Below are 24,810 nucleotides of genomic sequence, written 5' to 3'. Positions count from 1 at the left end.
AATTTGCCGACGTTCAGCCGGGATTAAGCTGCAAATTGTTATCATCACGCCTCATTCAGCCCTGACAAACGCCGTTCATCATGTCCAATCTGACTGTTCGTGCACCTTCTGCGATCCTGCCCACCGGGCTTGCGGACGCTTTTTTCGACCGAGATGCGCAAACACTGGCCCGGGATTTACTCGGCAAAGTCATTCGGCATCGGGTCGGCGATTTGTGGCTCAGCGCTCGAATCATCGAAACCGAAGCCTATTACTTTGAAGAAAAAGGCAGTCATGCCTCTCTCGGCTACACGGAAAAACGTAAGGCTTTGTTTCTGGATGGCGGCCACATCTATATGTACTACGCCCGTGGCGGCGATTCCCTGAACTTCAGCGCCAAGGGACCGGGTAACGCGGTTTTGATCAAATCCGCTTATCCATGGGTCGATGAAATCAGCGGGCCGGCCAGTCTCGCGCAGATGCTGTTGAACAACCCGGACGCGCAAGGCCGCCCTCGCCCGTCGCAGAAACTCTGCGCCGGGCAAACCTTGCTGTGCAAGGCGCTGGGCTTGAAGGTGCCGGTCTGGGACGCCAAGCGCTTCGATCATGAGGTGTTGCTGGTGGAAAATGTCGGCGCCACGCCCGGCCATATTATTCAAACCACCCGACTGGGCATTCCTCAGGGGCGCGATGAACATCTGATGTATCGCTTCGTCGATGCAGCTTACGCGCCGTATTGCACGCGGAACCCGCTGCGACGGGGGCAGGTCGAAGGTTGCGATTATTTTTTGCTGACTTGAACAATTGAGCCCCATGTAGGAGCGAGCCTGCTCGCGATGGTCGCCAACGATAACGCGCGTTGTCTGGATAAACGCGGCGTTCTCAAGTACATCGCGAGCAGGCTCGCTCCTACAGGGGTTCGGTTGTGTTGTGCAGGTTGTGTTCGCTCATGGCGGGCGATTTTAGACATTCGAGGGAGTTGTTTTTATGGGCCCATGGCTCGATAGCGTGACCGGATGGCTGGCGGCCAACCCGCAGTGGCTGGCCGCGGCAGTAATCATCGTGGCATTCGTGGAGTGCCTGGCGATTGCCGGATTGATCGTTCCCGGCACGGTCCTGCTGTTTGCCGTCGCCGTGCTGGCCGGCAGCGGTGCGTTGTCGTTGAGCGAAACACTGCTGCTGGGATTCCTCGCTGGCGTGCTCGGCGATGTCGTTTCCTACTTCATCGGACGACATTTCCATCAGAATATCCGGCGCCTGCCTGGCCTGCGCCATCACCCGGAATGGATCGGCAGCGCCGAGGCCTACTTCCAGCGCTACGGCATCGCCAGCCTGCTGGTCGGACGCTTTATCGGACCGTTGCGGCCGATGCTGCCGATGGTTGCCGGAATGTTCGACATGCCCTTCCCGCGCTTCGTCGCCGTCAGCCTGCTGGCTGCCGCCGGCTGGAGCGTCGCCTATCTGCTGCCCGGCTGGGCCACCGGTGCGGCGATTCGTTTGCCACTGCCGGAAGGTTTCTGGCCGGAAGCGGGGATCGTCGCGGGCAGCATCGCGGTGATGGTCGGCTTAAGCGTGACCAGCAGCCTGCGCCGCCATCGCAAGGCAACGGTGCTGATTGCCGGCCTGAGTTTTCTGATTCTGGCGGGACTGTTTATCGGTTACCCGCACCTGACCGCGCTTGATCAGGGCGTGATGGCCCTGGTGCAGGAGCACCGCAGCCCGATGCTCGATGAAGTCGCCGTGACCTTCACGCTGATCGGCGAATTCCGCAACATGCTGCTATTCAGCACCCTGCTGACCGTTTTGCTGCTGCTGACGCGTCAATGGCGACAGGCGATTTTCGCCGGCGGCACGCTGCTCGTCACCGCACTTGGCAACACGTTCACCAAACAGTTTTTCGCCCGCGTACGCCCGGAGGTTCTCAGCGACCCACTGACTAGCTACAGCATGCCCAGTGGCCATGCCTCCGGGGCTTTCGCGCTGTTTTTGACCCTCGCCGTCCTCGCCGGGCGCGGACAACCGCCGCGGATGCGCCTGACGTGGTTGCTGCTGGGATGCCTGCCGGCGTTGGCGATTGCCTTGTCGCGTGTCTACCTCGGCGCGCATTGGCCAACGGACGTGCTGGCCGGCGCGATGCTGGCCGCGTGCGTGTGTGCGGCGAGCCTGTGGTTGAGTCAGCGTCAGACGCCACTCAATGCCCTGCCGCCGAAAGCCTGGTGGCTGATATTGCCGGCAATGGTGGCGCTGTTCGGTTTCTTCGCGCTGCGACATTTGCCGCATGCGATGTTGAGATACGCCTACTGATCAGGCAAACAACTCGCCCTGCAACTCATCCAGCAGCGCCTGAATCGCATCCAGTCGCTGCTGCGGATCGTCGAGTTGCAGCAAGTCGATCTTGTCCACCTCGGCGAACGGCAACAGGTACGCCAGCTGATTGGCCAACGACTGCTGGCCGGTGGCTTCGGTGCCCATGTTCAACGCTTCGACCATCGGATGCTCGGCCAGGGCCTTGAGCAGTGCGACGAGGTCGGCGTCCTCATCCTGCAGCGGTTGCTCGGGCTCGTCTTCCAGCCACTCGACGTCGGCGAGGGTCAGGTGATCGCGCTGAACCTCGGTGCGCAACACATGAAAACGCCGGCCACCCTGCACCCGAATACCCAGCAGACCGTTGTCCTGCTGCTTGAAATCGGTGATCAGCGCTTCACAGCCGACCAGCGCATAACCCGCCGGGGCGATGCCGACTTCTTCACCGTCGAGGATGCACACCACGCCAAAGCCGCCGCCCTGTTTCATGCAGCGGCTGATCATGTCCAGGTAGCGCGCCTCGAAGATCTGCAAGTCGAGGATGCAGCCGGGAAACAACACCGTGTTCAGCGGGAAAAGCGGCAAGTTCATAAACATTTCCTTACACCACCATCGAAACCGCCAACGGCAGGAACACCGCCGTGGCCACGCCCATCAGACTCATCGCCAGCGCCGCGAACGCGCCGCACTCTTCACTTTCCTGCATCGCCACCGCCGTGCCGACCGCGTGAGCAGTCATGCCCAGCGCCATGCCGCGCGCCTCGGGACTGTGGACACCCAGGCGGGTCAACAGGCTCGGTCCGAAAATCGCCCCGATCACGCCGGTGATCAACACAAATACCGCCGCCAGCGCTGCGACGCCACCAATCTGTTCGGCCACCAGCATGGCAATCGGCGAGGTCACCGACTTCGGCGCCATGGTCATCAGGATCATGTGTTCGGCGCCGAACGACCAGCCGAGCAACACGCCCATGCCCGTGGCGACAACGCCGCCTATCACCAGCGTAGTAAATATCGGCCAGAACAACTGCCGGATCCGCCGCAGATTAAGGTAAAGCGGCACCGCCAGCGCAACTGTCGCGGGGCCGAGCAGAATGCTGAGGATCTCGGTGCTCTTGCGGTATTCGGCGTACGTCAGGCCGCAGCCGACCAATACACCAATGACCAACAACATGGAGACCAGCACCGGTTGCAGAAAAATCCAGCGGGTTTTCTCGAACGCCGCCAGCACCAGCTGATAAGCGCCGAGGGTTATGCCGATGCCGAACAGCGGATGATGAATCACCGAGGCCCACGCGCCTTGCCAGTCAAACGTCATTGCGAGTCCTCACGGTGCGTGTGGCGCTTGACCATGCGCTGCATCAGCACTCCGGCGAACGCCATGGACAGCAGCAGCGATAACACAAGCGCGCCGACGATCGCCCAGAAATCCGCAGCGATGTCCTTGGCGTAGACCATCACGCCCACGGCCGGCGGCACCAGCAGCAACGGCAGGTAGCGCAGCAGACTGCTGGCGGCGACATTCAACGGTTCACCGACCTGACCACGGCTGATCAGGAACACCAGCAGAAGCAGCAGGCCGATGATTGGCCCGGGCAACACAGGTACAAACAAATGATTGAGGGCTGTGCCCAGCAATTGGAACAACACCAGCCAGGTCAGGCCACGTAACAACATCCGTCCTCTCCCCGCAAATTCGCGCCCGGCATTATAAGCATGTCAGCGCTATAGACCGGCATTCGCCAAAAGCATGGTCGGTTGACCGGAGCAATTTGCCATGTTGATCTAAAGTGGTAATCCGGGAGTGAAATCCCCTACTTAAAACTATAAAACCGATGAACCCAAGGAGAGTCTCAATGCCCTATGTTCCTGTTGCAGAGCTCAAAGATTATGTCGGCAAGGAACTTGGACGTTCCGATTGGCTTACCATCGATCAGGAGCGCATCAACCTGTTCGCCGAAGCCACAGGGGACTATCAGTTCATCCACGTCGACCCGGTCAAAGCCGCGCAGACGCCATTTGGCAGCACCATTGCCCACGGTTTCCTGTCACTGTCGCTGATCCCCAAACTGATGGAAAACATCCTCATCCTGCCAGAAGGCTTGAAGATGGTGGTCAATTACGGCCTCGACAGCGTGCGGTTCATTCAGCCGGTCAAGGTCAATTCGAAAGTGCGCCTGAAGGTCGACCTGACCGAAGTCACCGAGAAGAAACCTGGCCAGTGGTTACTTAAAGCGACCGCTACGCTGGAGATCGAAGGTTCGGAAAAACCGGCCTATATCGCCGAGCCGTTGTCGCTCTGCTTCGTATAATTCCTCCCGAATGCGAAGCAGCGCTGGCTGTTTCGCGACCTCTCAGTGGTTCTCTCTATATAAGGTCATGGAGCTGCGGCATACTCGGTCGCCTAATTGCCCGGATCCCGCTATGCGCTCATTTGCACTCATCGCTCTGACCCTGATGCTCACCGCGTGCGGTGACGGCGAATCGCTGTTGTCCCCTGATGCCCGACTGCCGGACGGCGGACGCTATCGCGGTGACCTGGTCAACGGTTTGCTGCAAGGCCAGGGCCGCATCGATTACCCGAACGGCAGCTGGTACGCCGGCAGTTTCGACAAGGGTCAATGGCATGGCCAAGGCGAATGGCACGGCAGCAACGGCGAAGTGTATCGCGGCAATTTCAACCTGGGCCTGTTCGACGGCCAGGGCACGCTGACCACCAACGGCAGCAGTTACACCGGCGGCTTCAAGGCGGGTCGGCGCGAAGGCGAAGGCACCCTCAAAGAAAACGGCATGACTTACCGCGGCGAATTCAAGGCCGATCAATATTCCGGGCTCGGCCGTCTGGAACTTGATGACGGCAGCTCGTACCAAGGCCAGTTCGCCCATGGCAAGCCCAACGGCGAAGGCCAGCGCGGTGACGCCAGCGGCAATCAGTTCACCGGGCAGTTCAAGGACGGTCAGCTGGAAGGCAACGGGACCTTCAACAGCGCCGAGGGCGACATCTACGTCGGCGGCTTCAAGAACAACCAGCTGCACGGCAAGGGCCGCTACGAAAACGCCGACGGCGATGTCTGGCTCGGCCAGTTCAAGGAAGGTTCGCTGAACGGCAAGGGCGAGCTGATCGGCGCCGACGGCAGCCATTACATCGGCCAGTTCAGCGACTGGCGCTTTACCGGTCAGGGCCGGCTGAACCTGCCCGACGGCAGCTTCTATATCGGCCAGTTCGACGGCGACAGCTATCAGGGCCACGGCACACTGGTACTCACTGATGGCACGGTGCAAAGCGGCACGTGGGTCAATGGCCAACGCGTGCGCGATGCTGACGGCAAGTTGCTGCCCGACAGCCTCGAACTCGGCTTGCTGGCCCAGGGCCGCTTGCTCGAAGACGCACTGGCCAATGTGCGGGCTTCGACCCCGGCGATCGAGCTGTACACCCTGACCCTCGGCGGTGACGGCAAGCAGAGCGTGTTCCTGCGCGAATCCGATTACGTCAGCAACATGCTCAGCAGCCGCTTCGGTGCATTTGGCCAGATTCGCCTGGTGAACCATCGCGATCATCTTGTCGACCGACCAATGGCCACCCGGGAAAACCTGCGCCGCGCCGCGCAGACCTTGGCCGAACGCAGCGGCCCGGAAGATTTGATTTTCATCTACCTGACCAGTCACGGCACCAGCGAACACGAACTGGTACTCGACCAGCCGCGCATGGAGCTGTCGGACCTGCCGGCTGCCGAACTGGCGGCCGTGCTCGCACCGCTGAAAAATCGCGACAAGATCATTGTGATTTCTTCGTGCTACTCCGGCGGCTTCATCCCCGCCCTCAAGGACGAGCGCACCCTGATCATGACCGCCTCGCGCACCGACCGTGTGTCCTTCGGCTGTTCGGAAGAAGCCAACTTCACCTACTTCGGCGACGCGCTGTTCGCCCAGGCCCTGAACCAGACCGACGATCTGGAACAAGCCTTCAAACTGGCCAAGGCCACCGTCGCTGAACGCGAGCTGGCGGACAGCTTCGAAGCTTCTGAACCGCAGATTTGGGCCCCGAAAACCGTCCTCTCGCACTGGCAGCTGCTACGCAAACAGCAGGCACGAAAAGCACTACAAAGTGTCTCCATTGACAACAAGGATGCAAAGAGCAACTAAGCTGAACAGTATCAAGGGAGAAACACTATGTACTTGACGCCTCAGCACGTATTGCTTGCCGGAGCCACCGGTTTGACCGGTGAGCACTTGCTTGATCGCCTGCTTAACGAGCCCACTATCTCGAGGGTTTTGGCCCCCTCACGCCGGCCACTGGCTGAGCACCCGCACCTGGAAAACCCGGTCGGCGATCCGACGGCGTTTCTGCCGCAACTGAACGGTCGTGTCGACATCGCTTACTGTTGCCTCGGCACCACGATCAAACAGGCTGGTTCGGAAGAGGCGTTCCGCGCCGTCGACCTGGACATGGTAGTGGCCTTCGCCAAGCGAGCCCGGGAAATGGGCGCGCGGCACCTGATCGTGATCAGTGCCTTGGGCGCCGACCGCAGGTCCTCGATTTTCTACAACCGGGTCAAAGGCGAGATGGAATACGCGTTGCGTGCGCAGGACTGGCCACAGTTGACCATTTGCCGACCTTCATTCCTGCTGGGCGAGCGGCTTGAGCCGCGCACGGTCGAGCAATTCGTCGGACCGTTATCCCGATTGATCCCCGGCAAGTATCGCGGCATAGAAGCCTGTCAGCTCGCCCGGGCAATGTGGAGGCTGGCGTTGGAAGAACAGGATGGGGTGCGGGTGATTGAGTCGGATGAGTTGCGCAAGTTAGGCAAATAAAACTGCGCAGATCGTTCCCACGCTGCGTGGGAACGATCAAAGCGCTACAAACCACCCGTCGCCTGAAAACTCACGCCGATCACCGTCAGCAGTGACAATGGCAATAGCAGCGTATCCAGCAACGCACTGCCCGGCAGGTCAACCCCCGGATAACCCGGTGCCTCCGCACCAAACCGGTCCTTCGCACAGCAACCACCATTTAACGCGTACAAATCCAGCCGTGTCCCCGAGTACACCACCGGCGCCCCGGGCTTGGCGGCATCGAGCGTGCGCGCCGTAGCGCAGCCTGCGAGTTGCAGCGCCAGCACCACAACCAGCAGCTTATTCATCGCTGTTCAGATGCTGTTCGCCCCAGCGCGGCAGCATGTCTTGCGGGATGTTCAGCAAGTTGAGAATCCGCGCCACCACGAAGTCAATCAGGTCATCGATGGTTTGCGGCTGATGATAAAAGCCCGGCGACGCCGGTAAAATCGTCACGCCCATGTTCGACAACTTCAACATGTGCTCCAGATGAATGCTCGAATATGGCGCTTCGCGTGGCACCAGAATCAACTGGCGGCGCTCTTTCAACGTGACGTCGGCAGCGCGTTCGATCAGGTTGTTGCAGGCGCCGGTGGCGATCGCCGACAAAGTCCCGGTGGAACACGGCACCACCACCATCGCCGCGGGCGCGCCGGAACCGGAGGCTACGGGCGACATCCAGTCTTCCTTGCCATACACCCGAATCTGCCCGGCAGCGGCGCCGGTGTATTCGGTGAGGAAGGCCTGCATCATCTGGGTTTTCGGTGGCAACGTGACGTCGGTCTCGGTGGCCATCACCAGTTGCGCAGCCTTGGAGATCAGGAAGTGCACCTCGCGGTCTTCGCGGATCAGGCAGTCCAGCAGGCGTAAACCGTACTGGGCGCCCGAAGCGCCGGTCATCGCCAGCGTGATGCGTTCCGGGCCGTTGTTCATTGCAGCGCCTCGGCCAGTTTGCCGTGCAGGCCGCCGAAGCCGCCGTTGCTCATGATCACCACATGAGTGCCGGGTTGAGCCTGGCTCTTCACGCGCGCGATGATGCCTTCCAACGAGTCGCTGACAATCGACGGCACCGTGCACAACGCCGCGGTGGCGCCCAGATCCCAGCCGAGGTTGGCCGGTGCGTACCAGATCACTTGATCGGCATCGACCACACTTTCCGGCAGACCCTCACGGTGAGCGCCTAGCTTCATCGAGTTGGAGCGCGGCTCGATGACCGCAATCAACGGCGCGTCGCCAATGCGTTTACGCAGGCCGTCGAGGGTCGTGGCGATGGCCGTCGGATGGTGGGCGAAGTCGTCGTAAATGGTGATGCCGCGCACTTCCGCGACTTTTTCCATCCGGCGCTTCACGCTTTTGAACGCACTCAATGCGGCGATGCCCAGGGACGGCACCACACCGACGTGCCGTGCCGCGGCCAATGTAGCCAAGGCGTTAGCGACGTTGTGCTGACCGGTCATGTCCCACTCGACTACGCCTTGCGCGACGCCTTCGAACATCACTTCGAACTTCGAACCGTCTTCACTGAGCAGCTTGACCTGCCACTGTCCGCCGGTGCCGGTGGTTTGCACCGGGGTCCAGCAGCCCATCTCGATCACCCGCTGCAAAGCCGGTTCGGTAGTCGGATGGATCACCAGGCCTTCGCTCGGGATCGTGCGCACCAAATGATGAAATTGCCGCTCGATGGCCGGCAGATCGGGGAAGATGTCGGCGTGATCGTATTCCAGGTTGTTCAGGATTGCCGTGCGCGGGCCGTAGTGAACGAATTTGGAGCGCTTGTCGAAAAACGCACTGTCGTACTCATCGGCTTCGATCACGAAAAACGGCGTGCCGCCAAGACGTGCTGACACGGAGAAATTCTGCGGTACGCCGCCGATCAGGAAACCCGGGCTCATGCCGGCATGCTCCAGCACCCAGGCAAGCATGCTGCTGGTGGTGGTTTTGCCGTGCGTGCCTGCGACGGCCAGCACCCAGCGACCTCGCAACACGTGGTCGGCCAGCCATTGCGGGCCGGAAACGTACGGCAGGCCTTTGTTCAGCACATATTCCACCGCCGGGTTGCCGCGGGACATGGCGTTGCCGATCACCACAAGGTCCGGTGCCGGATCGAGCTGAGCCGGGTCGTAACCCTGAGTCAACTGGATGCCTTGAGCTTCAAGCTGAGTGCTCATCGGTGGATAGACGTTGGCATCGGAGCCGGTCACGTGATGGCCCAGTTCTTTGGCCAGAACCGCCATCGAACCCATGAAAGTGCCGCAGATACCAAGAATATGAATGTGCATAGTCGACCTCGTAAAACATGGCCGCAGGTTAGCGTAGGGAGGCGAAAATCGCACCTTTGTTTGTTGTTGGCCGCAGGTTGGATTGCACTTACCGGGCGATCCCGTGTTTACGTAGCTTTCTGTAGAGGGTATTGCGGCTGACGCCCAGTTGCTCAGCGGTATGGGTCATATGCCAACGGGTCTGCTCCAGCGCATTGAGCAACGCCAGCCGCTCGGCATCTTCCAGCGGATGCGCGGAAGCTTCCTCCACCGGCAACACGGCAACCGCCGGCCTTGCCTGCCGAATCATCACCGGCAAATCTTCCAGACAGATCCGTCCGCCGTCGCACAACGCCGCCAACGTACGCAGCACGTTGCGCAGCTGCCGCACATTCCCCGGCCAGGCAAACCCTAACAAAGCCTGGCGTGCAGGCTCATCGATCAATATCGACTCCCCGCCCGCTTCTTCCGCGAGCAAAAAATCGAGCAGCTGGGATTTGTCACTGCGCTCGCGCAACGCCGGCAAGGCGATTTCCAGGCCGTTGAGCCGGTAGTACAAATCTTCGCGAAAGCTGCCGTCCTGCACCCGCTTCAGCAAATTACGGTGCGTAGCGCTGATGATCCGCACGTTGACCGGTTCCGGCTCGCCGCCAATCGGCACCACTTGCCGATCTTCCAGCACTCTTAATAGCCGGGTTTGCAGCGCGAGCGGCATGTCGCCGATTTCATCGAGAAACAACGTGCCACCATCGGCCTGCTGCAACTTGCCGCGCATGCCTTCCTTGCGCGCGCCGGTGAAACTGCCGCCGCGATAACCGAACAGCTCACTCTCGATCAGGCTTTCGGGGATGGCTGCGCAATTGAGCGCGACGAATGTTTTTTCCGCGCGCTGGCTGGATTGGTGCACGGCTTTGGCGAAAGCCTCTTTACCAGAGCCGGTTTCGCCGTTGATCAGCAGCGGCACATCCCGTTCGAAGACGCGCAAGGACTTGCGGAAGTCTTCCTGCAGCCCCTCGTCACCCAGGCAAATGCCCGACAGACGCGAACGCTCGGCAACCACAGGACTTTGCACCACCGGTACTGGAATGCTGCGCGACTGCCCCCGCAACACCGCAAACAGACTGCGCCCATCATGGGTCCGTAACGGCCAACTGGCGCTGGCATTGACACTCGCGCGGCCCAACAACTCGTCCAGCGAACAATCGAAAAACGCCTCGACCATTTTGCCCAGCAGCCCGCCGCGAACATGCCCCAACAGATTGAGGGCACTCTGGTTGACCGCGCAGATTCGCCCTTCCCCGTCGAACGCCAGCAACCCTTCGCTGAACAACCCGACGGATTCGGCCTGCAGGTGAAAGCGCAGCAGCCATTGATTGTCGAAATAACGCAGGAAATAGCAACTCTCGATCATCTTCGCCGACAGATTGACCAGCGCCATGGTGTGGAATTGGCTCTGGCGCGAGACCTCATGCCGCGCAGACGACACGTCGAGCACCGCCAATAGTTCGCCATGTGGATCGAACACCGGGCTCGCCGAGCAGGTCAGGCCGGTGTGGCGGCCACGAAAGTGTTCGTCCTGGTGAATGGTCAGCGACTGACGCTCCACCAGGCAGGTGCCGATGCCATTGGTGCCTTCGCAGGCTTCGCTCCAGTCGGCACCGAGCCAAAGGCCGGCGCGCTCGAAAATCTTCCGTTCGGCAGGAGCGGTGACGCAATTGAGGATCACCCCGCGCGCATCGGTCAACAGCACCGCGTGGCCGGCGCCGGAGAGTTGCTGATGCAGGCTGTTCATTTCATTGCCGGCGATATGCAGCACTTGCTGCAAACGCTCGCGGCTTTCGAGGACGCGGCCATGTTCAAGCACCGTCGGCGCCATGGTCAGCGCCGGGTCGAGATGATAATCCTCGAGACAACGCAGCCAGGAACGTGCGATGGACGGATCGCTGCCAGGCCCGTGCAGGTGGGATTTGCCCTGGGTCACGGTCAGCACTTGCTGGGCATGGCGACTCAAATGGTTGTCGTGCATTTCTTATTATTCTCCCCGGGGCTCGGCGACCCGTACTGAGGTGATGCCCGAGCATCCTCCAGCCGGGCCAGCATTGCAATGCTGGCCCGACCGGCCCGTCATACGCTGCGTCACAAGCGGTACAAAGTGTCACGCAGGCTGTACCGAAAGCGTCACAGACGCCATCCGCCCGTCCGACTAAACCCGCGCAAGGCCTTGATTTGCCTGGCCTGCAAGGCAGTGGCCCAGCCTTTGCTCTACGCTTAGAGCATGCGCACATGCGCTCTCCCCTATAAGCACAAAAGCCAAGGAGAAATCACCATGCGTTACGCTCACCCCGGTACTGAAGGCGCTATCGTTTCGTTCAAGAGCAAATACGGTAACTACATCGGCGGCGAGTTCGTCGCGCCTGTCAAAGGTCAGTACTTCACCAACACCTCGCCAGTCAATGGCCAACCGATTGCCGAATTCCCCCGCTCCACCGCCGAAGACATCGATAAGGCCCTGGACGCTGCGCACGCCGCGGCCGATGCCTGGGGCGCTACGTCCGCCCAGGCGCGTTCGCTGGTGCTGCTGAAAATCGCCGACCGCATCGAGCAGAACCTGGAACTGCTGGCCATCACCGAATCCTGGGACAACGGCAAAGCCGTACGCGAAACCCTCAACGCCGATATCCCGCTGGCCGCTGACCACTTCCGTTACTTCGCCGGCTGCATCCGCGCCCAGGAAGGCAGCGCTGCCGAGATCGATGGCAATACCGTGGCCTATCACATCCACGAACCGCTGGGCGTGGTCGGCCAGATCATCCCGTGGAACTTCCCGATCCTGATGGCCGCCTGGAAACTCGCCCCGGCGCTGGCGGCGGGTAACTGCGTAGTGCTCAAGCCTGCCGAACAGACACCGCTGGGCATCACGGTGCTGATGGAGTTGATCGGCGACCTGCTGCCACCCGGCGTCCTCAACGTGGTGCAAGGGTTCGGCAAAGAAGCCGGCGAAGCCCTGGCCACCAGCAAGCGCATCGCCAAGATTGCCTTCACCGGCTCGACCCCGGTGGGCTCCCACATCATGCACGCCGCCGCCGAAAACATTATTCCGTCCACCGTGGAGCTGGGTGGCAAGTCACCGAACATCTTCTTCGCCGACATCATGCAAGCCGAAGAAACCTTCATCGAAAAAGCCGCTGAAGGCCTGGTGCTGGCGTTCTTCAACCAGGGCGAAGTCTGCACCTGCCCGTCCCGCGCGCTGGTTCAGGAATCGATCTACGATGACTTCATGAAAGTAGTCATGAAAAAAGTCCTGTCGATCAAACGCGGCGACCCGCTGGACACCGACACCATGGTCGGCGCCCAGGCGTCCGAGCAGCAATTCGACAAAATCCTTTCGTACCTGGAAATCGCCAAGGGCGAAGGCGCCGAGCTGTTGACCGGCGGCAAGATTGAAAAACTCGAGGGCAACCTGGCAACCGGGTATTACATCCAGCCGACCCTGCTCAAGGGCACCAACAAAATGCGCGTGTTCCAGGAAGAAATCTTTGGCCCGGTGGTGAGCATCACCACGTTCAAGGACGAAGCCGAAGCTTTGGCCATCGCCAACGACACTGAGTTTGGCCTCGGCGCCGGCCTCTGGACTCGCGATATCAATCGCGCCTACCGCATGGGCCGCGCCATCAAGGCCGGTCGTGTCTGGACCAACTGCTACCACCTGTACCCGGCGCATGCCGCGTTCGGCGGTTACAAAAAATCCGGCGTCGGCCGTGAAACCCACAAAATGATGCTGGATCACTATCAGCAGATCAAAAACCTGCTGGTGAGCTACGACATCAATCCGCTGGGGTTCTTCTAACCCGGCGCAATACCGCGTAAACGGCCTTCGCCAGCAAGCAGGCTCCTCCAGGATCAGCCCGTAGGAGCCCGCTTGCTGGCGATAGCGCCCTCAAATTCACAACAAACCATCGCCCTGCTGCTCTGGCACGGGCTTTGCGTGCCCGCTTTACACGAAAATGCAGTTCCCGACAGTCCACTCCATCAAACAATAAAAAAGACAGCGAGGACTTATGACTTCTTCCACACAGCTCAAACCCACACTCGGCACCCTGCATCTATGGGGCATTGCCGTCGGCCTGGTGATTTCCGGCGAATACTTCGGCTGGAGTTACGGCTGGGGCACCGCAGGTACCCTGGGGTTCCTCGTCACCGCACTGATGGTGGCGACGATGTACACCTGTTTCATCTTCAGTTTCACCGAATTGACCACCGCTATTCCTCACGCTGGCGGGCCGTTTGCGTATAGCCGACGGGCTTTTGGCGAAAAGGGCGGATTGATCGCCGGCATCGCCACCCTGATCGAATTCGTCTTTGCACCGCCGGCGATTGCCATGGCGATTGGCGCTTACCTGAACGTGCAATACCCGGAGCTTGACCCCAAGCTTGCCGCAGTCGGCGCTTATTTCATTTTCATGGGCCTGAACATCCTCGGCGTCAGCATCGCCGCCACTTTCGAACTAGTGGTCACCGTGCTGGCCGTCGCCGAACTGCTGGTGTTCATGGGCGTGGTTGCGCCGGGCTTCAGCTTCAGTAACTTCGTGCTCAACGGCTGGTCAGGCGCCAATGAATTCACGGTAGCCTCGATTCCCGGCATCTTTGCGGCGATTCCCTTTGCGATCTGGTTTTTCCTCGCCATTGAAGGCGCGGCGATGGCAGCTGAAGAAGCCAAAGACCCGAAACGGACGATTCCCAAGGCGTACGTCAGCGGCATTCTGACCCTGGTGTTCCTTGCGATCGGGGTGATGGTGATGGCGGGCGGCGTGGGCGACTGGCGTCAATTGTCGAACATCAACGACCCGTTGCCTCAGGCAATGAAAGCCGTGGTCGGCAACAATTCGAGCTGGATGCACATGCTCGTCTGGATCGGCCTGTTCGGCCTGGTGGCGAGTTTCCACGGCATTATTCTCGGTTACTCGCGCCAGTTCTTCGCCCTCGCCCGGGCCGGTTACCTGCCTCGTTCACTGGCCAAACTGTCGCGTTTCCAGACGCCGCACCGCGCGATTCTGGCCGGTGGTGTGATCGGTATCGCGGCGATCTACAGCGACGGCCTGATCAACCTGCAAGGCATGACCCTGACGGCGGCGATGATCACCATGTCGGTATTCGGTGCCATTGTGATGTACATCATCAGTATGCTGAGCCTGTTCAAACTGCGTAAAACCGAGCCAAACCTGGAGCGCAGTTTCCGTGCGCCGGGTTACCCGATTGTCCCGGGGATCGCGCTGTTCCTGGCGGTGGTGTGCCTGGTGGCGATGGCGTGGTTCAACACGCTGATTGGCTGTGTGTTCCTCGGTTTCATGGCGGCGGGTTATCTGTACTTCCAACTGACCGCCAAGCAGCGTTCCGACGCGCCGGCGGATGCAATGCTCGAAGGCGTTTGAGTTGCACCGGCGCCGGGCTGATTACCGGCGCCTGCCATATTGAAGTGCACACCCCGCACGTGTAGGAGTGAGCCGGCTCGCGATAGCAGTGTGTCAGCTGCGTTGATGTGGTCTGACACACGACTATCGCGAGCAGGCTCACTCCTACAGGGGTTTGGTGGTGTATTTGAGTTATTGATTTGACCAGGAGGACCGCATGGCCACATTTGCCCATTCCATCGGCGCCCAGACCTACCGCTTCGCCAGCCTCAAAGAGGTGATGGCCAAGGCCAGTCCAGCGCGCTCCGGGGATTTTCTGGCCGGCGTCGCCGCCCTCAATGATGGCGAACGCGTCGCCGCGCAAATGGCCCTGGCTGACATCCCGCTTTCCCATTTCCTGCAGGAAATGCTGATTCCCTACGAGGACGATGAAGTCACCCGACTGATCGTCGACACCCACGATAAACAGGCCTTCGCCGCGGTCAGCCACCTGACTGTCGGCGGCTTCCGCGACTGGCTGCTCAGCGATGCTGCCGACGAACAGAGCCTGCGCGCCCTCGCCCCCGGCCTGACACCGGAAATGGCCGCCGCCGTGTCGAAAATTATGCGCGTGCAGGACCTGGTGCTGGTGGCGCAGAAAATCCGCGTGGTCACGCAATTCCGCGGCACCATGGGCCTGCGCGGGCGCATGTCCACGCGCCTGCAACCCAACCATCCCACCGACGAACCGGCCGGCATCGCTGCGAGCATTCTCGACGGGCTGCTGTACGGCAACGGCGACGCAATGATCGGCATCAACCCGGCCACCGACAGCATCGCCTCGATCTGCGCGATGCTGGAAATGCTCGATGCCATCATCCAGCGCTACGAAATTCCTACGCAGGCTTGCGTGTTGACCCACGTCACCACGTCCATCGAAGCGATCAATCGCGGTGTTCCGCTGGACCTTGTGTTTCAGTCAATCGCCGGCACCGAAGCTGCCAACGCCAGTTTCGGCATTAACCTGAACGTGTTGCAGGAAGGCTACGACGCCGGTTTAAGCCTGAATCGCGGCACGCTGGGGCAGAACCTGATGTATTTCGAAACCGGTCAGGGCAGTGCCCTGTCGGCGAACGCACACCACGGCATCGATCAGCAGACCTGCGAAACCCGCGCCTACGCCGTCGCGCGACATTTCAAACCGTTCTTGGTGAACACCGTCGTAGGATTTATTGGCCCGGAATACCTCTACAACGGCAAACAGATCATCCGCGCCGGCCTCGAAGACCACTTCTGCGGCAAGCTGCTGGGCGTGCCGATGGGTTGCGACATCTGTTACACCAACCACGCCGAAGCCGACCAGGACGACATGGACACCCTGCTGACGCTGCTCGGCGTAGCCGGGATCAACTTCATCATGGGCATTCCCGGTTCTGACGACATCATGCTCAACTACCAGACCACTTCGTTCCATGACGCGCTCTACGCCCGGCAAACCCTGGGCCTGAAGCCCGCGCCGGAGTTCGAGCAGTGGCTGGCCAGAATGGGCATCTTCACTCAGGCCGGTGGCAAGATTCATTTTGGCGACAATTTGCCGCCAGCTTTCCGCCAGGCGATGGGGCAACTGGGATGAGTGACGATTGGGATAAACCGTCTGTTGATTCAGGAAATCCACTGCTGGAACTGCGGCGCCTGACCCCGGCGCGAATTGCCTTGGGCCGCAGCGGCACCAGCATGCCCACCCGCGCGCAGCTGGATTTCCAATACGCCCACGCTCAGGCCCGGGACGCTGTGCATCTGCCCTTCGATCACGCCGGGCTCCGCGCTCAAATGGCCGAATGCGGATACGAAAGTGTGCTCCTGCACAGCGCAGCCACCCACCGGGACAGTTACTTGCAGCGCCCCGACCTGGGGCGGAAATTGAGCGATGAGTCGGCGCAAATCCTGCGCAACCATGCCGCGGCCTATCCCGGCGGCGTGGATCTGGTGATCGTCGTGGCCGATGGTTTATCGGCACTCGCTGTGCACCGTCATACAGAGCCCTTTCTTGCACGCATGCGCGAGCAGATCGAAGTCGATGGCTGGACGGTTGCGCCGGTTATTCTGGTAGAACAGGGCCGAGTCGCAGTGAGCGACGAGATCGGCGAATTGCTGGGCGCCAAAATGGTGGTGATCCTGATCGGCGAGCGCCCTGGCCTCAGCTCCCCAGACAGCCTGGGATTATATTTCACCTACAATCCCAAGATCGGGCTGACCGATGCCTACCGCAACTGCATCTCCAACGTGCGGCTGGAAGGTTTGAGTTACGGGATGGCTGTGCACCGCTTGCTGTACTTGATGCGTGAAGCCTGTCGCCGGCAGTTGTCGGGGGTCAATCTGAAGGACGAAGCACAGGTTCACACGCTGGAGTCGGACGCAGGTGCGGGCATCAAAGGTAATTTCCTACTGAGCGCGCCGGATGCCTGAACCGTTTCCGCATTGCGTTCCGCATCCTGTTTCAGGCAGGATCGAATCACGGCTGCCCGAGTGAGAACCGTTCGCCGTCAGAGCATGTGAAGACAGCCACTTGAAGACGAGACCTACCGATGCGGATTATTCAAGCGACCCTCGAACACCTGGACCTGCTGACCCCGTTGTTCGTCAAATATCGCGAGTTTTATGGTTCCCTGCCGTATCCGGACTCGTCCCGGGCCTTCCTTGAGAAACGCCTGCGGCGCAAGGAATCCGTGATCTACCTGGCCCTCGCCGATGACGACAACAACAGACTGATGGGTTTCTGTCAGCTGTACCCGAGCTTTTCCTCGCTGTCGCTTAAACGCGTGTGGATTCTCAACGACATCTATGTCGCTGAAGACGCCCGCCGTCAGTTGGTGGCGGACAACCTGATGCGCACCGCGAAAAAAATGGCCAAGGAAACCAATGCCGTGCGCATGCGCGTATCCACCAGCAGCCACAACGAAATCGCGCAGAAAACCTACGAATCCATCGGATTCAAGGAAGACACCGAGTTCAAGAACTACGTGCTGCCGATCAGCGATGAGCTTTGATCGCACCGATTTCCTGTAGGAGCAGCCGGTCGACGCTCGATCGCTCGCGATGGTCGTCAACGATAATGCGGGAAGCCTGACAGCCCATGGCGCTCTCTCATCCATCGTCGGAGCGCCGCTCGGAGCAAGCTCGCTCCTACACAGAAAGACAGAAAAGCACACCGCGCCGCCGGTCTTTTGCGACACCCCCCGCTACAAACTCGACGCGCTTTTCACTTTTGAGCCCGTATAATGCCGACCTTTCCGGCTTGTAAGAAAAACTACACCCGTCTGTAGTCTTACGCAGTCATCCGCACAGCCTGCAGAGTCGGGCCGACATCACAGGTGCCTCCATGGATTTCAACCCGCTCGACCTCATCCTGCATCTCGATGTCTACCTCGACTTGCTGGTAAACAACTACGGGCCATGGATTTACGCCATCCTGTTTCTGGTGATCTTCTGCGAAACCGGCCTGGTGGTGATGCCGTTCCTGCCGGGTGATTCGTTGCTGTTCATCGCGGGCGCCGTGGCGGCCGGTGGCGGCATGGACCCGGTGTTACTCGGCGGCCTGCTGATGCTGGCGGCGATCCTCGGCGACAGCACCAACTACGTCATTGGACGAACGGCGGGCGAACGACTGTTCAGCAACCCGAAATCGAAAATCTTCCGTCGCGATTACCTGCAGAAAACCCACGACTTCTACGACAAGCACGGCGGCAAAACCGTGACCCTCGCGCGATTCCTCCCGATCATCCGTACCTTCGCGCCGTTCGTTGCCGGCGTGGCGAAGATGCCTTATCCACGTTTCTTCTGTTTTAGCGTCCTCGGCACGATCTTGTGGGTCGGCGGCCTGGTGACCCTCGGTTACTTCTTCGGCAACGTACCGTTCATCAAGAAAAACCTGTCGCTGTTGGTGGTCGCGATCATCCTGCTGTCGCTGGTGCCGATGATCATTGGTGTGGTCCGCAGCCGCTTCGGCGGCGGTGCGTCCAAAGCCGAATCGCGCTGACCGATGTGGTCGCTGAGCGCCTGGCGACGCCGGCGTATCCTGGCAAGACACCCGATTGCCGATGACCTGTGGCAACGGGTGCGCCATCATCTGAGTTTTCTCGACGGCATCAGCGCAGCGCAGGACCAGTGGCTGCGCGAAGCCAGCGTGCTGTTCCTGGAAGACAAACACCTGACCGCCCTGCCCGGCGTCGAACTCCATCAGGAGCAGCGCCTGCTGCTTGCCGCCCAGGCGCAATTGCCTTTGCTGAACCTGGGCGACCTGAACTGGTATCAGGGTTTCCACGAAATCGTGCTCTACCCCGACGACTTCCTCAGCCCCCAACGCCATCGCGACGCCAGCGGCGTCGAGCACGAATGGGATGGCGAACACAGCGGTGAAGCCTGGCAGCAAGGCCCGATCATCCTCGCCTGGCCCGGCGTGATGGCCAGTGGTGGCTGGGAGGGCTACAACCTGGTGATCCACGAACTCGCGCACAAGCTCGACATGCTCAACGGCGACGCCAACGGCCTGCCACCGCTGCACGCCGACATGCGCGTCAGTGACTGGGCCAAAGTCATGCAAGAAGCCTACGATGACCTCGACCGGCAACTGGAGCGCGACCCGGACGCCGAAACCGCCATCGACCCCTATGCCGCGGAAAACCCCGCCGAGTTCTTCGCCGTCACCAGCGAATACTTCTTCAGCGCCCCGGATTTGCTGCACGAGGCTTATCCACAGGTCTATAAGCAACTGAAGCTGTTTTATCGGCAGGACCCACTTGCGCGGCTACAGCAACTTCTCGCCGAAGACCCGGTCTATCAGGCACGCGACTAAGGTCTCTACGACCCTTGGTGCGTGGCATCGGCGGCGGAATATGCCTATAATCGCCGCCACTTTTTGGTCAATCCGGCCAAGTGTTTTTGGTCAACTAACGGGGGCACCGCCCAATGAGCTACAGCAAGATTCCGGCTGGCAAAGACCTGCCGAACGACATCTACGTCGCGATCGAGATTCCGGCCAACCACGCGCCGATCAAATACGAAATCGACAAAGACAGCGATTGCCTGTTCGTTGACCGTTTCATGGCCACCCCGATGTTCTACCCGGCCAACTACGGTTACATCCCGAACACCCTGGCCGACGACGGTGACCCCCTCGACGTGCTGGTCGTGACCCCTTACCCGGTGGCTCCAGGCGCCGTGATCCGCGCTCGCCCGGTCGGCATTCTGAACATGACCGACGACGGCGGCGGCGATGCCAAAGTCATCGCAGTCCCACACGACAAGCTGTCCCAGCTGTACGTGGACGTGAAGGAATACACCGATCTGCCACCGCTGCTGATCCAGCAGATCGAGCACTTCTTCGCGAACTACAAAGACCTCGAAAAAGGCAAATGGGTGAAAATCGAAGGCTGGGCCGGTGCAGACGCCGCCCGCGAAGCGATCACCAAGTCGGTTGCCGCCTATAAAGGCTGAGACGCCAATGGCCTCGCGCCACTGACGACTTGAAAAAAACCCCGGTTGATCCGGGGTTTTTTGTGGGCGCCTGAATTTGCTATAAACGACAGGTTTATCGACCGTACGCATCGGTTTTTTCTTGTTTAATTTTTACCAAAGACGTCTTACATCAGGACTTAAATTACACGCTGGATTTGAACGGCTTGTTGAATCAAAGCCTTATGCGGCAAGGCTAGACTCGTGTTTATGAAAAAGAATAAAACCTGCGGTCCACGCTTCAGAGCCCTCTTGAAAGAGGTCAAAATCACCACGACGAGATTTGCCGAATTCCTCGGCATTCCCGACCCTCAAACCGTGCATAACTGGTACGCCCGCGGAGTGCCTGACTACCGCATGGAAGATGTTGCCAGAAGACTGTCCGTGAACACCGAATGGCTGAAAACCGGCGAGGGACCGAAGAACGCCAGGGCATTGCATCTGGTCGACGCCTCGGGCAATACCTTCGACGCCCAATCGATCCGCGGCACCTACCGAGTCATCGAGCCCATTGATGTCGAACTGCCGTTCTACAAAGAAACCGCAGTCACCCCCGGCTCCGACAAAACCCACGTCATCAAAGACCCCAGCGGATCAATCCGCCTGCCACGCAGCGACCTCGACTTACTGGAAATCAACCACGCCGACGCGATCTGCGCCCGCATGGTCGGCAACAGCATGGCCGAAAAAATCGAAGACGGCTCCATCGTCGCCATCGACCGTGGGCTCACGCAAATCGTCGACGGCGAGATCTACGCCATCGAGCACGACGGCATGCTGCGCATCAAATACCTGAGCCGGGTCCCGGGCAACGCGATCCGCATGCGCAGCCACAACAACGCCGAATACCCGGACGAAGTCTTCAGACCGCCGCAAATTGAAGCAGAGAACATACGTGTACTGGGATGGGTATTCTGGTGGTCGACCTTGCGCAAACGCAGACCGCCTGTGCCGTTCCTGTAACACCGCGCCGCACCTTTCGCGAGCAGGCTCGCTCCCACATGGATTGCGCAGTACCTGTAGGAGCGAGCCTGCTCGCGAAGGCGGTAGAACATGCAACGGAAAATCCAGGCCGATTGCCTTCGTTAAAGCCCGTCATGCCGCTCGACCCCGCACACCGCACTGGGAATTCCTCAAAAAAATCAGTATGCTGCGCCCCACATTTGCGACCACCCCGCCCCGCGGCGCTGATCGCACCGACAACGCAGATGATTTTCTCGCCGAGTCCCACAGCCGGACGCAAGATCCGGGTGTACGTTTTGAAGGCTGGCGCGGTTTACCAAAAATGAACCAAGCCAGTCCCCGAGAAGCCGGCCACAAGCCGGCTTTTTAATGCCTGTAAAAATCTTGCCTGTCATCCGAAAACGCCGAATCAACGCTTGTAGGCATGAATATCAGTTGCTACCGTAACGACAAACGTCATTACAGGTATTTCACCATGGCTTCCATCAACATTCGCATCGACGATGATCTGAAGCAGCGTTCATTTGCCGAGCTGGAAAAACTCGGAGTTACCCCCTCCGAGCTCCTGCGCCAAACCCTTCAATACGTTGCCGAGCGCGGCAAGCTTCCTTTCAAGGCCGCCCTCCTAAGCGAAGAAGATGAAGTGCTCATCGCCGTGGTCAACGAACGTCTTGCCGCCCCTCAGCGAGTCAAGGTAAGCTTGGATGACCTATAGCCTGGAATTTGATCGTCGCGCGTTGAAAGAATGGAACAAACTGGGCGACACGCTGCGCCAACAGTTCAAGAAAAAGCTTGCTGAAGTACTCGAAAATCCTCGTATTGAAGCCAATCGGCTTCGCCAACTGCCTGACTGCTACAAACTGAAATTACGCAGCGCAGGCTATCGGCTGATCTATCAGGTCATCGAACAGGAAGTGGTGGTGTTTATGGTTGCCATTGGTAAGCGCGAGGGTGAGGCTGCTTACAACGATGCGCAGGACCGAATTAGCCAGCAATCTGCTCAATGATTGGATTTGCCCACGCACTGGATCAGCTCGAAATTGTAGCTCAAGGGCCACAAATCGAGGCCAATTGACGAGTTTTGTAGCCCTCAAGCGCCAGTTGGCAGCAGCTTGCTGCTTGGCTCAATCGCTATCGGCCCTCACGGATAACTAAACCCCTTAACCAGCGTCAACTCCCCCACCGCCCGCATCGGCACCACGAACGTTTCCATCTTCTCGCTCGGCGTCCCCTCCTCCGTAATCACCGTCACCTGCGCCGTGGTCAGGGGTTGAACCGCATCCTCCTGCCCTTCTTCATCACTGCGATAACCACCCCCAAAGTAATTCACATACACCAGATACTGCCCTTTGATCGGCGCAGGCATGGCGAAGATTTCCGGGCCATAACCGGTGGTCACATCGACATCAAGCGCCGCACCATTAGGCGCAACACGATCCCCGTACCAGATGTGCGCGCCATCCGGGGTAATCAGGTGCAAGTCGAGGTCGGTGTTATCACTGTCCCACGACAACAACACCCGCAATTTGGCCGGCGTCGCGCCGCCACTGGCATTAAGAAACTGTGTTCGATGCCGTTGTTGGCCATCAGGGCTAAGAACTTCGACGCTGTTGCTGCCATTCGGAAAGGAGAACGGCCGATCAAAGCGACCAGCGGGATCAATCTTCAGCGGCATGCTTACGCCGTTGACGATCAACCGACCCGGTTCGGTAGTCTTGGGCGTGGCTTTGATCTGGCCGGTGATGCGTGCGGTGCTGGCCTGGCCGACCGGGGTGTTTACCGAGGAGGCCGGGTAGTTGACGGTCTGGCGGAAGTTTTCACCTTCGCCCTCGACCGCTCCGGTGCGCCAGCCGCCGACGGGGGTGTCGAGGTTCACGCTGGCGGCGAACGTCGGCGGCAGCACACTAAAAGAACAAAGGAACAGGAAGACCTGTGGATAACGGAGTTTCATGGCCTATTCCAGCAAGAGGTGGCGGGCGAGCCCTTCGATGTAGGTTTCATCCTGGCCGTTGGGGTGTGCTTCGAAGGCCAGGTGCAGATATTCGTGTGTGAGGTCGAGGCGGTCTTGCAGCGATTGCACGCCGCGCACGTAGATGCGCTGGCGTTCGCGGTCGACGTAGGGGCGACCGAAGCTGAGGCGGCAGACGGCGAATGTGCTGACTTCGTTGTAGCCGGTTTCGCTTTCGAGACGTTGGCGCCAGCCGCGTCGTTGGGTTTGCAGCCAGTCTTGCGCGGCGGGAAGCGCTTCGCAGGAGGCGACCGGGTTGTCCCAGCGGCTGAGGCTGGCGCGCGGGTAGGCGTGCAGCAGGATGGCATCGTAGCGCTGGCCGGCGTTGGCTTGGTCGACGGCTTGCTGCCAGGAGAGTTTGTCCGGGCCGGGTTGGTCAGAGTGATAGGTGACGGTGCTGCCGGCGAGGACGAGGTCGCTGGTCCATGCGGCAATGTTGCGTGATTCGGTGGTCGCCGGGCGCGGGGCCACGCGTTGGCGGCTGCTGCTGTCGTCAATACTCAGGCAGTCACCGTGGCGGGTGGCGTTTTGCAGCAGGTAGGTTCTGATCGCGATGGCCAGTGCTTTAGCGGCCTCAATCGGTTCCGGTTTGGCTTCTCGCTGGAGGACGCGGGCGACGTATTCTTCGCGGTCCAGGCGGGCGACGAGTTTGTCTTTCAGTAAAAACAGTTCGCCGTCGCTGTGAATGTCGAGTTGGTTGCCGTTCAAGAATTCCACGCGAAAGTCGCCCTGTAATGGCCCGGAAGCAACCACACGATCCTCCGCCAGAACGCGCTTGATCGGATAACGAGAAAACAACCCCACTTCAACACAGCGCCCCGCATCCGAAGGCCAATCAACCGGCAACACCGAAGATAACGCCTGACCATAATGGCGCAAAACCATTTGGCTGGTCCCGCGCCCACCCGCCCAGATCGGCGTGCCGTCCGCCGTCCAGCCAGCAAAGCCGCCCTGGCGCGATGAGAAATCCTGATCGCCCAGCCAGCTCCAGGTTTTCACTCGCAAGCGGCCACCAAGTTCGCCGACGACATTGCCGTCAGCGGCGTTCAGCACCACATCCAGCAATACCCGTCGCGCCTGATCCTGCGCGGGCATCGTCGCCAACACCTTGAGCAACTCAACCACCGAGACTCGCGTCGAAGGCTGCAGCGAAGGCAAATTCATCAGCCATTCCGGCGCCTGCCGTGCCTGCCAGTACGTGCGCCAATCGGCGCCAGCAATGCCAAGCCGAGCAGGCTCGAAATACAGACCGCAGGACTTCACCAGCGCCTGATCGCGCCCAATCTTGCCGCCGGCAGTGCAGCAATAGACTTCTTCTTTCGACTGCCCGCGACATTCGTAAGCCGGTTCATCCGCACCGGTGTCCACCAGCCAGCCGTAAACAAACAGCTTCCACAAACTACCCAGCGGGGTATGCAAAGAATCAGTCAACGGCTCGCGGGAAATCACCTGCGTGCGACTCAGGGAAATCAGTTCCCCGTTAAAGCCCAGTCGCAGCGGCTCGTCCTGCGCTGTCGCCAACGCAGGAATCAACCACAGCCACCACCAGCGCAAACGCCGAGGCATG

At 60.0% G+C, this 24,810-nt stretch carries 25 protein-coding genes; 16 read left to right on the top strand and 9 right to left on the bottom strand.

Features of this window, described 5'->3' with window-relative positions; translation table 11 throughout:
- The first annotated feature begins 80 nt into the window (after positions 1-80).
- Positions 81-779, top strand: coding sequence for a DNA-3-methyladenine glycosylase (locus ACYZT4_RS24420; protein ID WP_461983404.1), 699 nt, complete (start codon positions 81-83; stop codon positions 777-779).
- Between the two features lie 187 nt (positions 780-966).
- Complete coding sequence (locus ACYZT4_RS24415) at positions 967-2,283, top strand: bifunctional DedA family/phosphatase PAP2 family protein (RefSeq protein WP_461983402.1); 1,317 nt, start codon at positions 967-969, stop codon at positions 2,281-2,283.
- On the opposite strand, the gene ACYZT4_RS24410 is transcribed toward ACYZT4_RS24415, so the two are convergent.
- From ACYZT4_RS24410 to ACYZT4_RS24400, 3 genes are read right to left on the bottom strand one after another with little or no spacing between them, the layout of a single operon-like run.
- Positions 2,284-2,874: an LON peptidase substrate-binding domain-containing protein gene (locus ACYZT4_RS24410; protein ID WP_461983400.1), complete on the bottom strand. Its 591-nt coding sequence runs from the start codon at positions 2,872-2,874 to the stop codon at positions 2,284-2,286.
- Between the two features lie 10 nt (positions 2,875-2,884).
- Entirely contained in the window at positions 2,885-3,601 is a 717-nt protein-coding gene (locus ACYZT4_RS24405) for an LrgB family protein (protein ID WP_461983398.1), read from the bottom strand.
- Positions 3,598-3,960, bottom strand: coding sequence for a CidA/LrgA family protein (locus ACYZT4_RS24400; protein ID WP_461983396.1), 363 nt, complete (start codon positions 3,958-3,960; stop codon positions 3,598-3,600). The genes ACYZT4_RS24405 and ACYZT4_RS24400 overlap by 4 nt, the downstream gene beginning before the upstream one ends.
- Positions 3,961-4,139: 179 nt before the next feature.
- Between ACYZT4_RS24400 and ACYZT4_RS24395 the strand changes: the two genes are divergently transcribed.
- The 3 genes from ACYZT4_RS24395 (at position 4,140) to ACYZT4_RS24385 (ending at position 7,095) form a co-directional block, all read left to right on the top strand.
- On the top strand, positions 4,140-4,595 hold the full coding sequence (locus ACYZT4_RS24395; RefSeq protein WP_461983394.1) for a MaoC family dehydratase: 456 nt from the start codon (positions 4,140-4,142) through the stop codon (positions 4,593-4,595).
- A gap of 112 nt (positions 4,596-4,707) precedes the next feature.
- Positions 4,708-6,426, top strand: coding sequence for a C13 family peptidase (locus tag ACYZT4_RS24390; RefSeq protein ID WP_461983393.1), 1,719 nt, complete (start codon positions 4,708-4,710; stop codon positions 6,424-6,426).
- Between the two features lie 27 nt (positions 6,427-6,453).
- A complete protein-coding gene (locus ACYZT4_RS24385; RefSeq protein ID WP_461983391.1) occupies positions 6,454-7,095 on the top strand; it encodes an oxidoreductase in 642 nt (213 codons plus the stop codon).
- 44 nt (positions 7,096-7,139) lie between these two features.
- On the opposite strand, the gene ACYZT4_RS24380 is transcribed toward ACYZT4_RS24385, so the two are convergent.
- From ACYZT4_RS24380 to ACYZT4_RS24365, 4 genes are all read right to left on the bottom strand, one after another.
- Complete coding sequence (locus ACYZT4_RS24380) at positions 7,140-7,424, bottom strand: YceK/YidQ family lipoprotein (RefSeq protein WP_461983389.1); 285 nt, start codon at positions 7,422-7,424, stop codon at positions 7,140-7,142.
- A complete protein-coding gene (gene ubiX, locus ACYZT4_RS24375) occupies positions 7,417-8,049 on the bottom strand; it encodes a flavin prenyltransferase UbiX (protein WP_461983388.1) in 633 nt (210 codons plus the stop codon). The genes ACYZT4_RS24380 and ubiX overlap by 8 nt, the downstream gene beginning before the upstream one ends.
- Positions 8,046-9,395 carry a UDP-N-acetylmuramate:L-alanyl-gamma-D-glutamyl-meso-diaminopimelate ligase gene (gene mpl / locus ACYZT4_RS24370; protein ID WP_461983386.1) on the bottom strand — a complete coding sequence of 450 codons (1,350 nt, stop codon included), beginning with the start codon at positions 9,393-9,395 and terminating at the stop codon, positions 8,046-8,048. Before mpl ends, ubiX begins: the two co-directional genes overlap by 4 nt.
- Positions 9,396-9,483: 88 nt before the next feature.
- Positions 9,484-11,400, bottom strand: a complete 1,917-nt coding sequence (locus tag ACYZT4_RS24365; RefSeq protein ID WP_461983384.1) for a sigma-54-dependent Fis family transcriptional regulator — start codon at positions 11,398-11,400, stop codon at positions 9,484-9,486.
- A gap of 300 nt (positions 11,401-11,700) precedes the next feature.
- Between ACYZT4_RS24365 and exaC the strand changes: the two genes are divergently transcribed.
- The 11 genes from exaC (at position 11,701) to ACYZT4_RS24310 (ending at position 22,242) form a co-directional block, all read left to right on the top strand.
- A complete protein-coding gene (gene exaC, locus ACYZT4_RS24360) occupies positions 11,701-13,221 on the top strand; it encodes an acetaldehyde dehydrogenase ExaC (RefSeq protein WP_461983382.1) in 1,521 nt (506 codons plus the stop codon).
- A gap of 211 nt (positions 13,222-13,432) precedes the next feature.
- On the top strand, positions 13,433-14,803 hold the full coding sequence (gene eat / locus ACYZT4_RS24355) for an ethanolamine permease (protein ID WP_461983381.1): 1,371 nt from the start codon (positions 13,433-13,435) through the stop codon (positions 14,801-14,803).
- Between the two features lie 196 nt (positions 14,804-14,999).
- The gene (locus ACYZT4_RS24350; RefSeq protein ID WP_461983379.1) at positions 15,000-16,394 is read left to right on the top strand and encodes an ethanolamine ammonia-lyase subunit EutB; all 1,395 of its coding nucleotides are present in this window, start codon (positions 15,000-15,002) and stop codon (positions 16,392-16,394) included.
- The gene (gene eutC / locus ACYZT4_RS24345) at positions 16,391-17,227 is read left to right on the top strand and encodes an ethanolamine ammonia-lyase subunit EutC (protein ID WP_461983377.1); all 837 of its coding nucleotides are present in this window, start codon (positions 16,391-16,393) and stop codon (positions 17,225-17,227) included. The genes ACYZT4_RS24350 and eutC overlap by 4 nt, the downstream gene beginning before the upstream one ends.
- A 119-nt stretch (positions 17,228-17,346) precedes the next feature.
- Positions 17,347-17,808 carry a GNAT family N-acetyltransferase gene (locus tag ACYZT4_RS24340; protein ID WP_262164079.1) on the top strand — a complete coding sequence of 154 codons (462 nt, stop codon included), beginning with the start codon at positions 17,347-17,349 and terminating at the stop codon, positions 17,806-17,808.
- A 332-nt stretch (positions 17,809-18,140) separates the two neighbouring features.
- Positions 18,141-18,797, top strand: a complete 657-nt coding sequence (locus ACYZT4_RS24335) for a DedA family protein (RefSeq protein WP_461983375.1) — start codon at positions 18,141-18,143, stop codon at positions 18,795-18,797.
- A gap of 3 nt (positions 18,798-18,800) precedes the next feature.
- Positions 18,801-19,613 carry a M90 family metallopeptidase gene (locus ACYZT4_RS24330; RefSeq protein WP_461983373.1) on the top strand — a complete coding sequence of 271 codons (813 nt, stop codon included), beginning with the start codon at positions 18,801-18,803 and terminating at the stop codon, positions 19,611-19,613.
- Between the two features lie 113 nt (positions 19,614-19,726).
- Positions 19,727-20,254 carry an inorganic diphosphatase gene (gene ppa, locus ACYZT4_RS24325; RefSeq protein WP_140669541.1) on the top strand — a complete coding sequence of 176 codons (528 nt, stop codon included), beginning with the start codon at positions 19,727-19,729 and terminating at the stop codon, positions 20,252-20,254.
- Between the two features lie 228 nt (positions 20,255-20,482).
- A complete protein-coding gene (locus ACYZT4_RS24320) occupies positions 20,483-21,235 on the top strand; it encodes a S24 family peptidase (RefSeq protein ID WP_461983371.1) in 753 nt (250 codons plus the stop codon).
- Positions 21,236-21,710: 475 nt separating this feature from the next.
- Complete coding sequence (locus ACYZT4_RS24315; protein ID WP_461983369.1) at positions 21,711-21,950, top strand: type II toxin-antitoxin system RelB/DinJ family antitoxin; 240 nt, start codon at positions 21,711-21,713, stop codon at positions 21,948-21,950.
- Positions 21,940-22,242, top strand: coding sequence for a type II toxin-antitoxin system RelE family toxin (locus tag ACYZT4_RS24310; protein ID WP_461983368.1), 303 nt, complete (start codon positions 21,940-21,942; stop codon positions 22,240-22,242). Before ACYZT4_RS24315 ends, ACYZT4_RS24310 begins: the two co-directional genes overlap by 11 nt.
- Positions 22,243-22,376: 134 nt before the next feature.
- Here ACYZT4_RS24310 and ACYZT4_RS24305 read toward each other — a convergent pair whose 3' ends face one another.
- Both ACYZT4_RS24305 and ACYZT4_RS24300 read right to left on the bottom strand, forming a co-directional pair.
- Positions 22,377-23,186 carry a YfaP family protein gene (locus ACYZT4_RS24305; protein ID WP_461983366.1) on the bottom strand — a complete coding sequence of 270 codons (810 nt, stop codon included), beginning with the start codon at positions 23,184-23,186 and terminating at the stop codon, positions 22,377-22,379.
- 3 nt (positions 23,187-23,189) lie between these two features.
- Positions 23,190-24,809 (bottom strand): DUF2300 domain-containing protein, encoded by a 1,620-nt coding sequence (locus ACYZT4_RS24300; RefSeq protein WP_461983365.1) that lies wholly within the window; start codon positions 24,807-24,809, stop codon positions 23,190-23,192.
- Position 24,810 lies beyond the last annotated feature (1 nt).

It is taken from the genome of Pseudomonas sp. GB2N2 (assembly GCF_054897705.1).
The sequence above is the reverse complement of the archived record's forward strand: the minus strand, read 5'-3'. Positions and strand labels throughout refer to the sequence as shown.

Bases quoted from the DNA above. Each gene is read 5' to 3' on its own strand.
- ACYZT4_RS24300 (WP_461983365.1), bottom strand. From the start codon at position 24,809: ATGCCTCGGCGTTTGCGCTGGTGGTGGCTGTGGTTGATTCCTGCGTTG.
- eat (WP_461983381.1), top strand. From the start codon at position 13,433: ATGACTTCTTCCACACAGCTCAAACCCACACTCGGCACCCTGCATCTA.
- ubiX (WP_461983388.1), bottom strand. From the start codon at position 8,049: ATGAACAACGGCCCGGAACGCATCACGCTGGCGATGACCGGCGCTTCG.
- ACYZT4_RS24315 (WP_461983369.1), top strand. From the start codon at position 21,711: ATGGCTTCCATCAACATTCGCATCGACGATGATCTGAAGCAGCGTTCA.
- ACYZT4_RS24380 (WP_461983389.1), bottom strand. From the start codon at position 7,424: ATGAATAAGCTGCTGGTTGTGGTGCTGGCGCTGCAACTCGCAGGCTGC.
- ACYZT4_RS24420 (WP_461983404.1), top strand. From the start codon at position 81: ATGTCCAATCTGACTGTTCGTGCACCTTCTGCGATCCTGCCCACCGGG.
- ACYZT4_RS24365 (WP_461983384.1), bottom strand. From the start codon at position 11,400: ATGCACGACAACCATTTGAGTCGCCATGCCCAGCAAGTGCTGACCGTG.
- eutC (WP_461983377.1), top strand. From the start codon at position 16,391: ATGAGTGACGATTGGGATAAACCGTCTGTTGATTCAGGAAATCCACTG.
- ACYZT4_RS24305 (WP_461983366.1), bottom strand. From the start codon at position 23,186: ATGAAACTCCGTTATCCACAGGTCTTCCTGTTCCTTTGTTCTTTTAGT.
- ACYZT4_RS24350 (WP_461983379.1), top strand. From the start codon at position 15,000: ATGGCCACATTTGCCCATTCCATCGGCGCCCAGACCTACCGCTTCGCC.
- ACYZT4_RS24415 (WP_461983402.1), top strand. From the start codon at position 967: ATGGGCCCATGGCTCGATAGCGTGACCGGATGGCTGGCGGCCAACCCG.
- ACYZT4_RS24320 (WP_461983371.1), top strand. From the start codon at position 20,483: ATGAAAAAGAATAAAACCTGCGGTCCACGCTTCAGAGCCCTCTTGAAA.
- ACYZT4_RS24405 (WP_461983398.1), bottom strand. From the start codon at position 3,601: ATGACGTTTGACTGGCAAGGCGCGTGGGCCTCGGTGATTCATCATCCG.
- ppa (WP_140669541.1), top strand. From the start codon at position 19,727: ATGAGCTACAGCAAGATTCCGGCTGGCAAAGACCTGCCGAACGACATC.
- ACYZT4_RS24335 (WP_461983375.1), top strand. From the start codon at position 18,141: ATGGATTTCAACCCGCTCGACCTCATCCTGCATCTCGATGTCTACCTC.
- exaC (WP_461983382.1), top strand. From the start codon at position 11,701: ATGCGTTACGCTCACCCCGGTACTGAAGGCGCTATCGTTTCGTTCAAG.
- ACYZT4_RS24330 (WP_461983373.1), top strand. From the start codon at position 18,801: ATGTGGTCGCTGAGCGCCTGGCGACGCCGGCGTATCCTGGCAAGACAC.
- ACYZT4_RS24385 (WP_461983391.1), top strand. From the start codon at position 6,454: ATGTACTTGACGCCTCAGCACGTATTGCTTGCCGGAGCCACCGGTTTG.
- ACYZT4_RS24400 (WP_461983396.1), bottom strand. From the start codon at position 3,960: ATGTTGTTACGTGGCCTGACCTGGCTGGTGTTGTTCCAATTGCTGGGC.
- ACYZT4_RS24395 (WP_461983394.1), top strand. From the start codon at position 4,140: ATGCCCTATGTTCCTGTTGCAGAGCTCAAAGATTATGTCGGCAAGGAA.
- mpl (WP_461983386.1), bottom strand. From the start codon at position 9,395: ATGCACATTCATATTCTTGGTATCTGCGGCACTTTCATGGGTTCGATG.
- ACYZT4_RS24340 (WP_262164079.1), top strand. From the start codon at position 17,347: ATGCGGATTATTCAAGCGACCCTCGAACACCTGGACCTGCTGACCCCG.
- ACYZT4_RS24410 (WP_461983400.1), bottom strand. From the start codon at position 2,874: ATGAACTTGCCGCTTTTCCCGCTGAACACGGTGTTGTTTCCCGGCTGC.
- ACYZT4_RS24390 (WP_461983393.1), top strand. From the start codon at position 4,708: ATGCGCTCATTTGCACTCATCGCTCTGACCCTGATGCTCACCGCGTGC.
- ACYZT4_RS24310 (WP_461983368.1), top strand. From the start codon at position 21,940: ATGACCTATAGCCTGGAATTTGATCGTCGCGCGTTGAAAGAATGGAAC.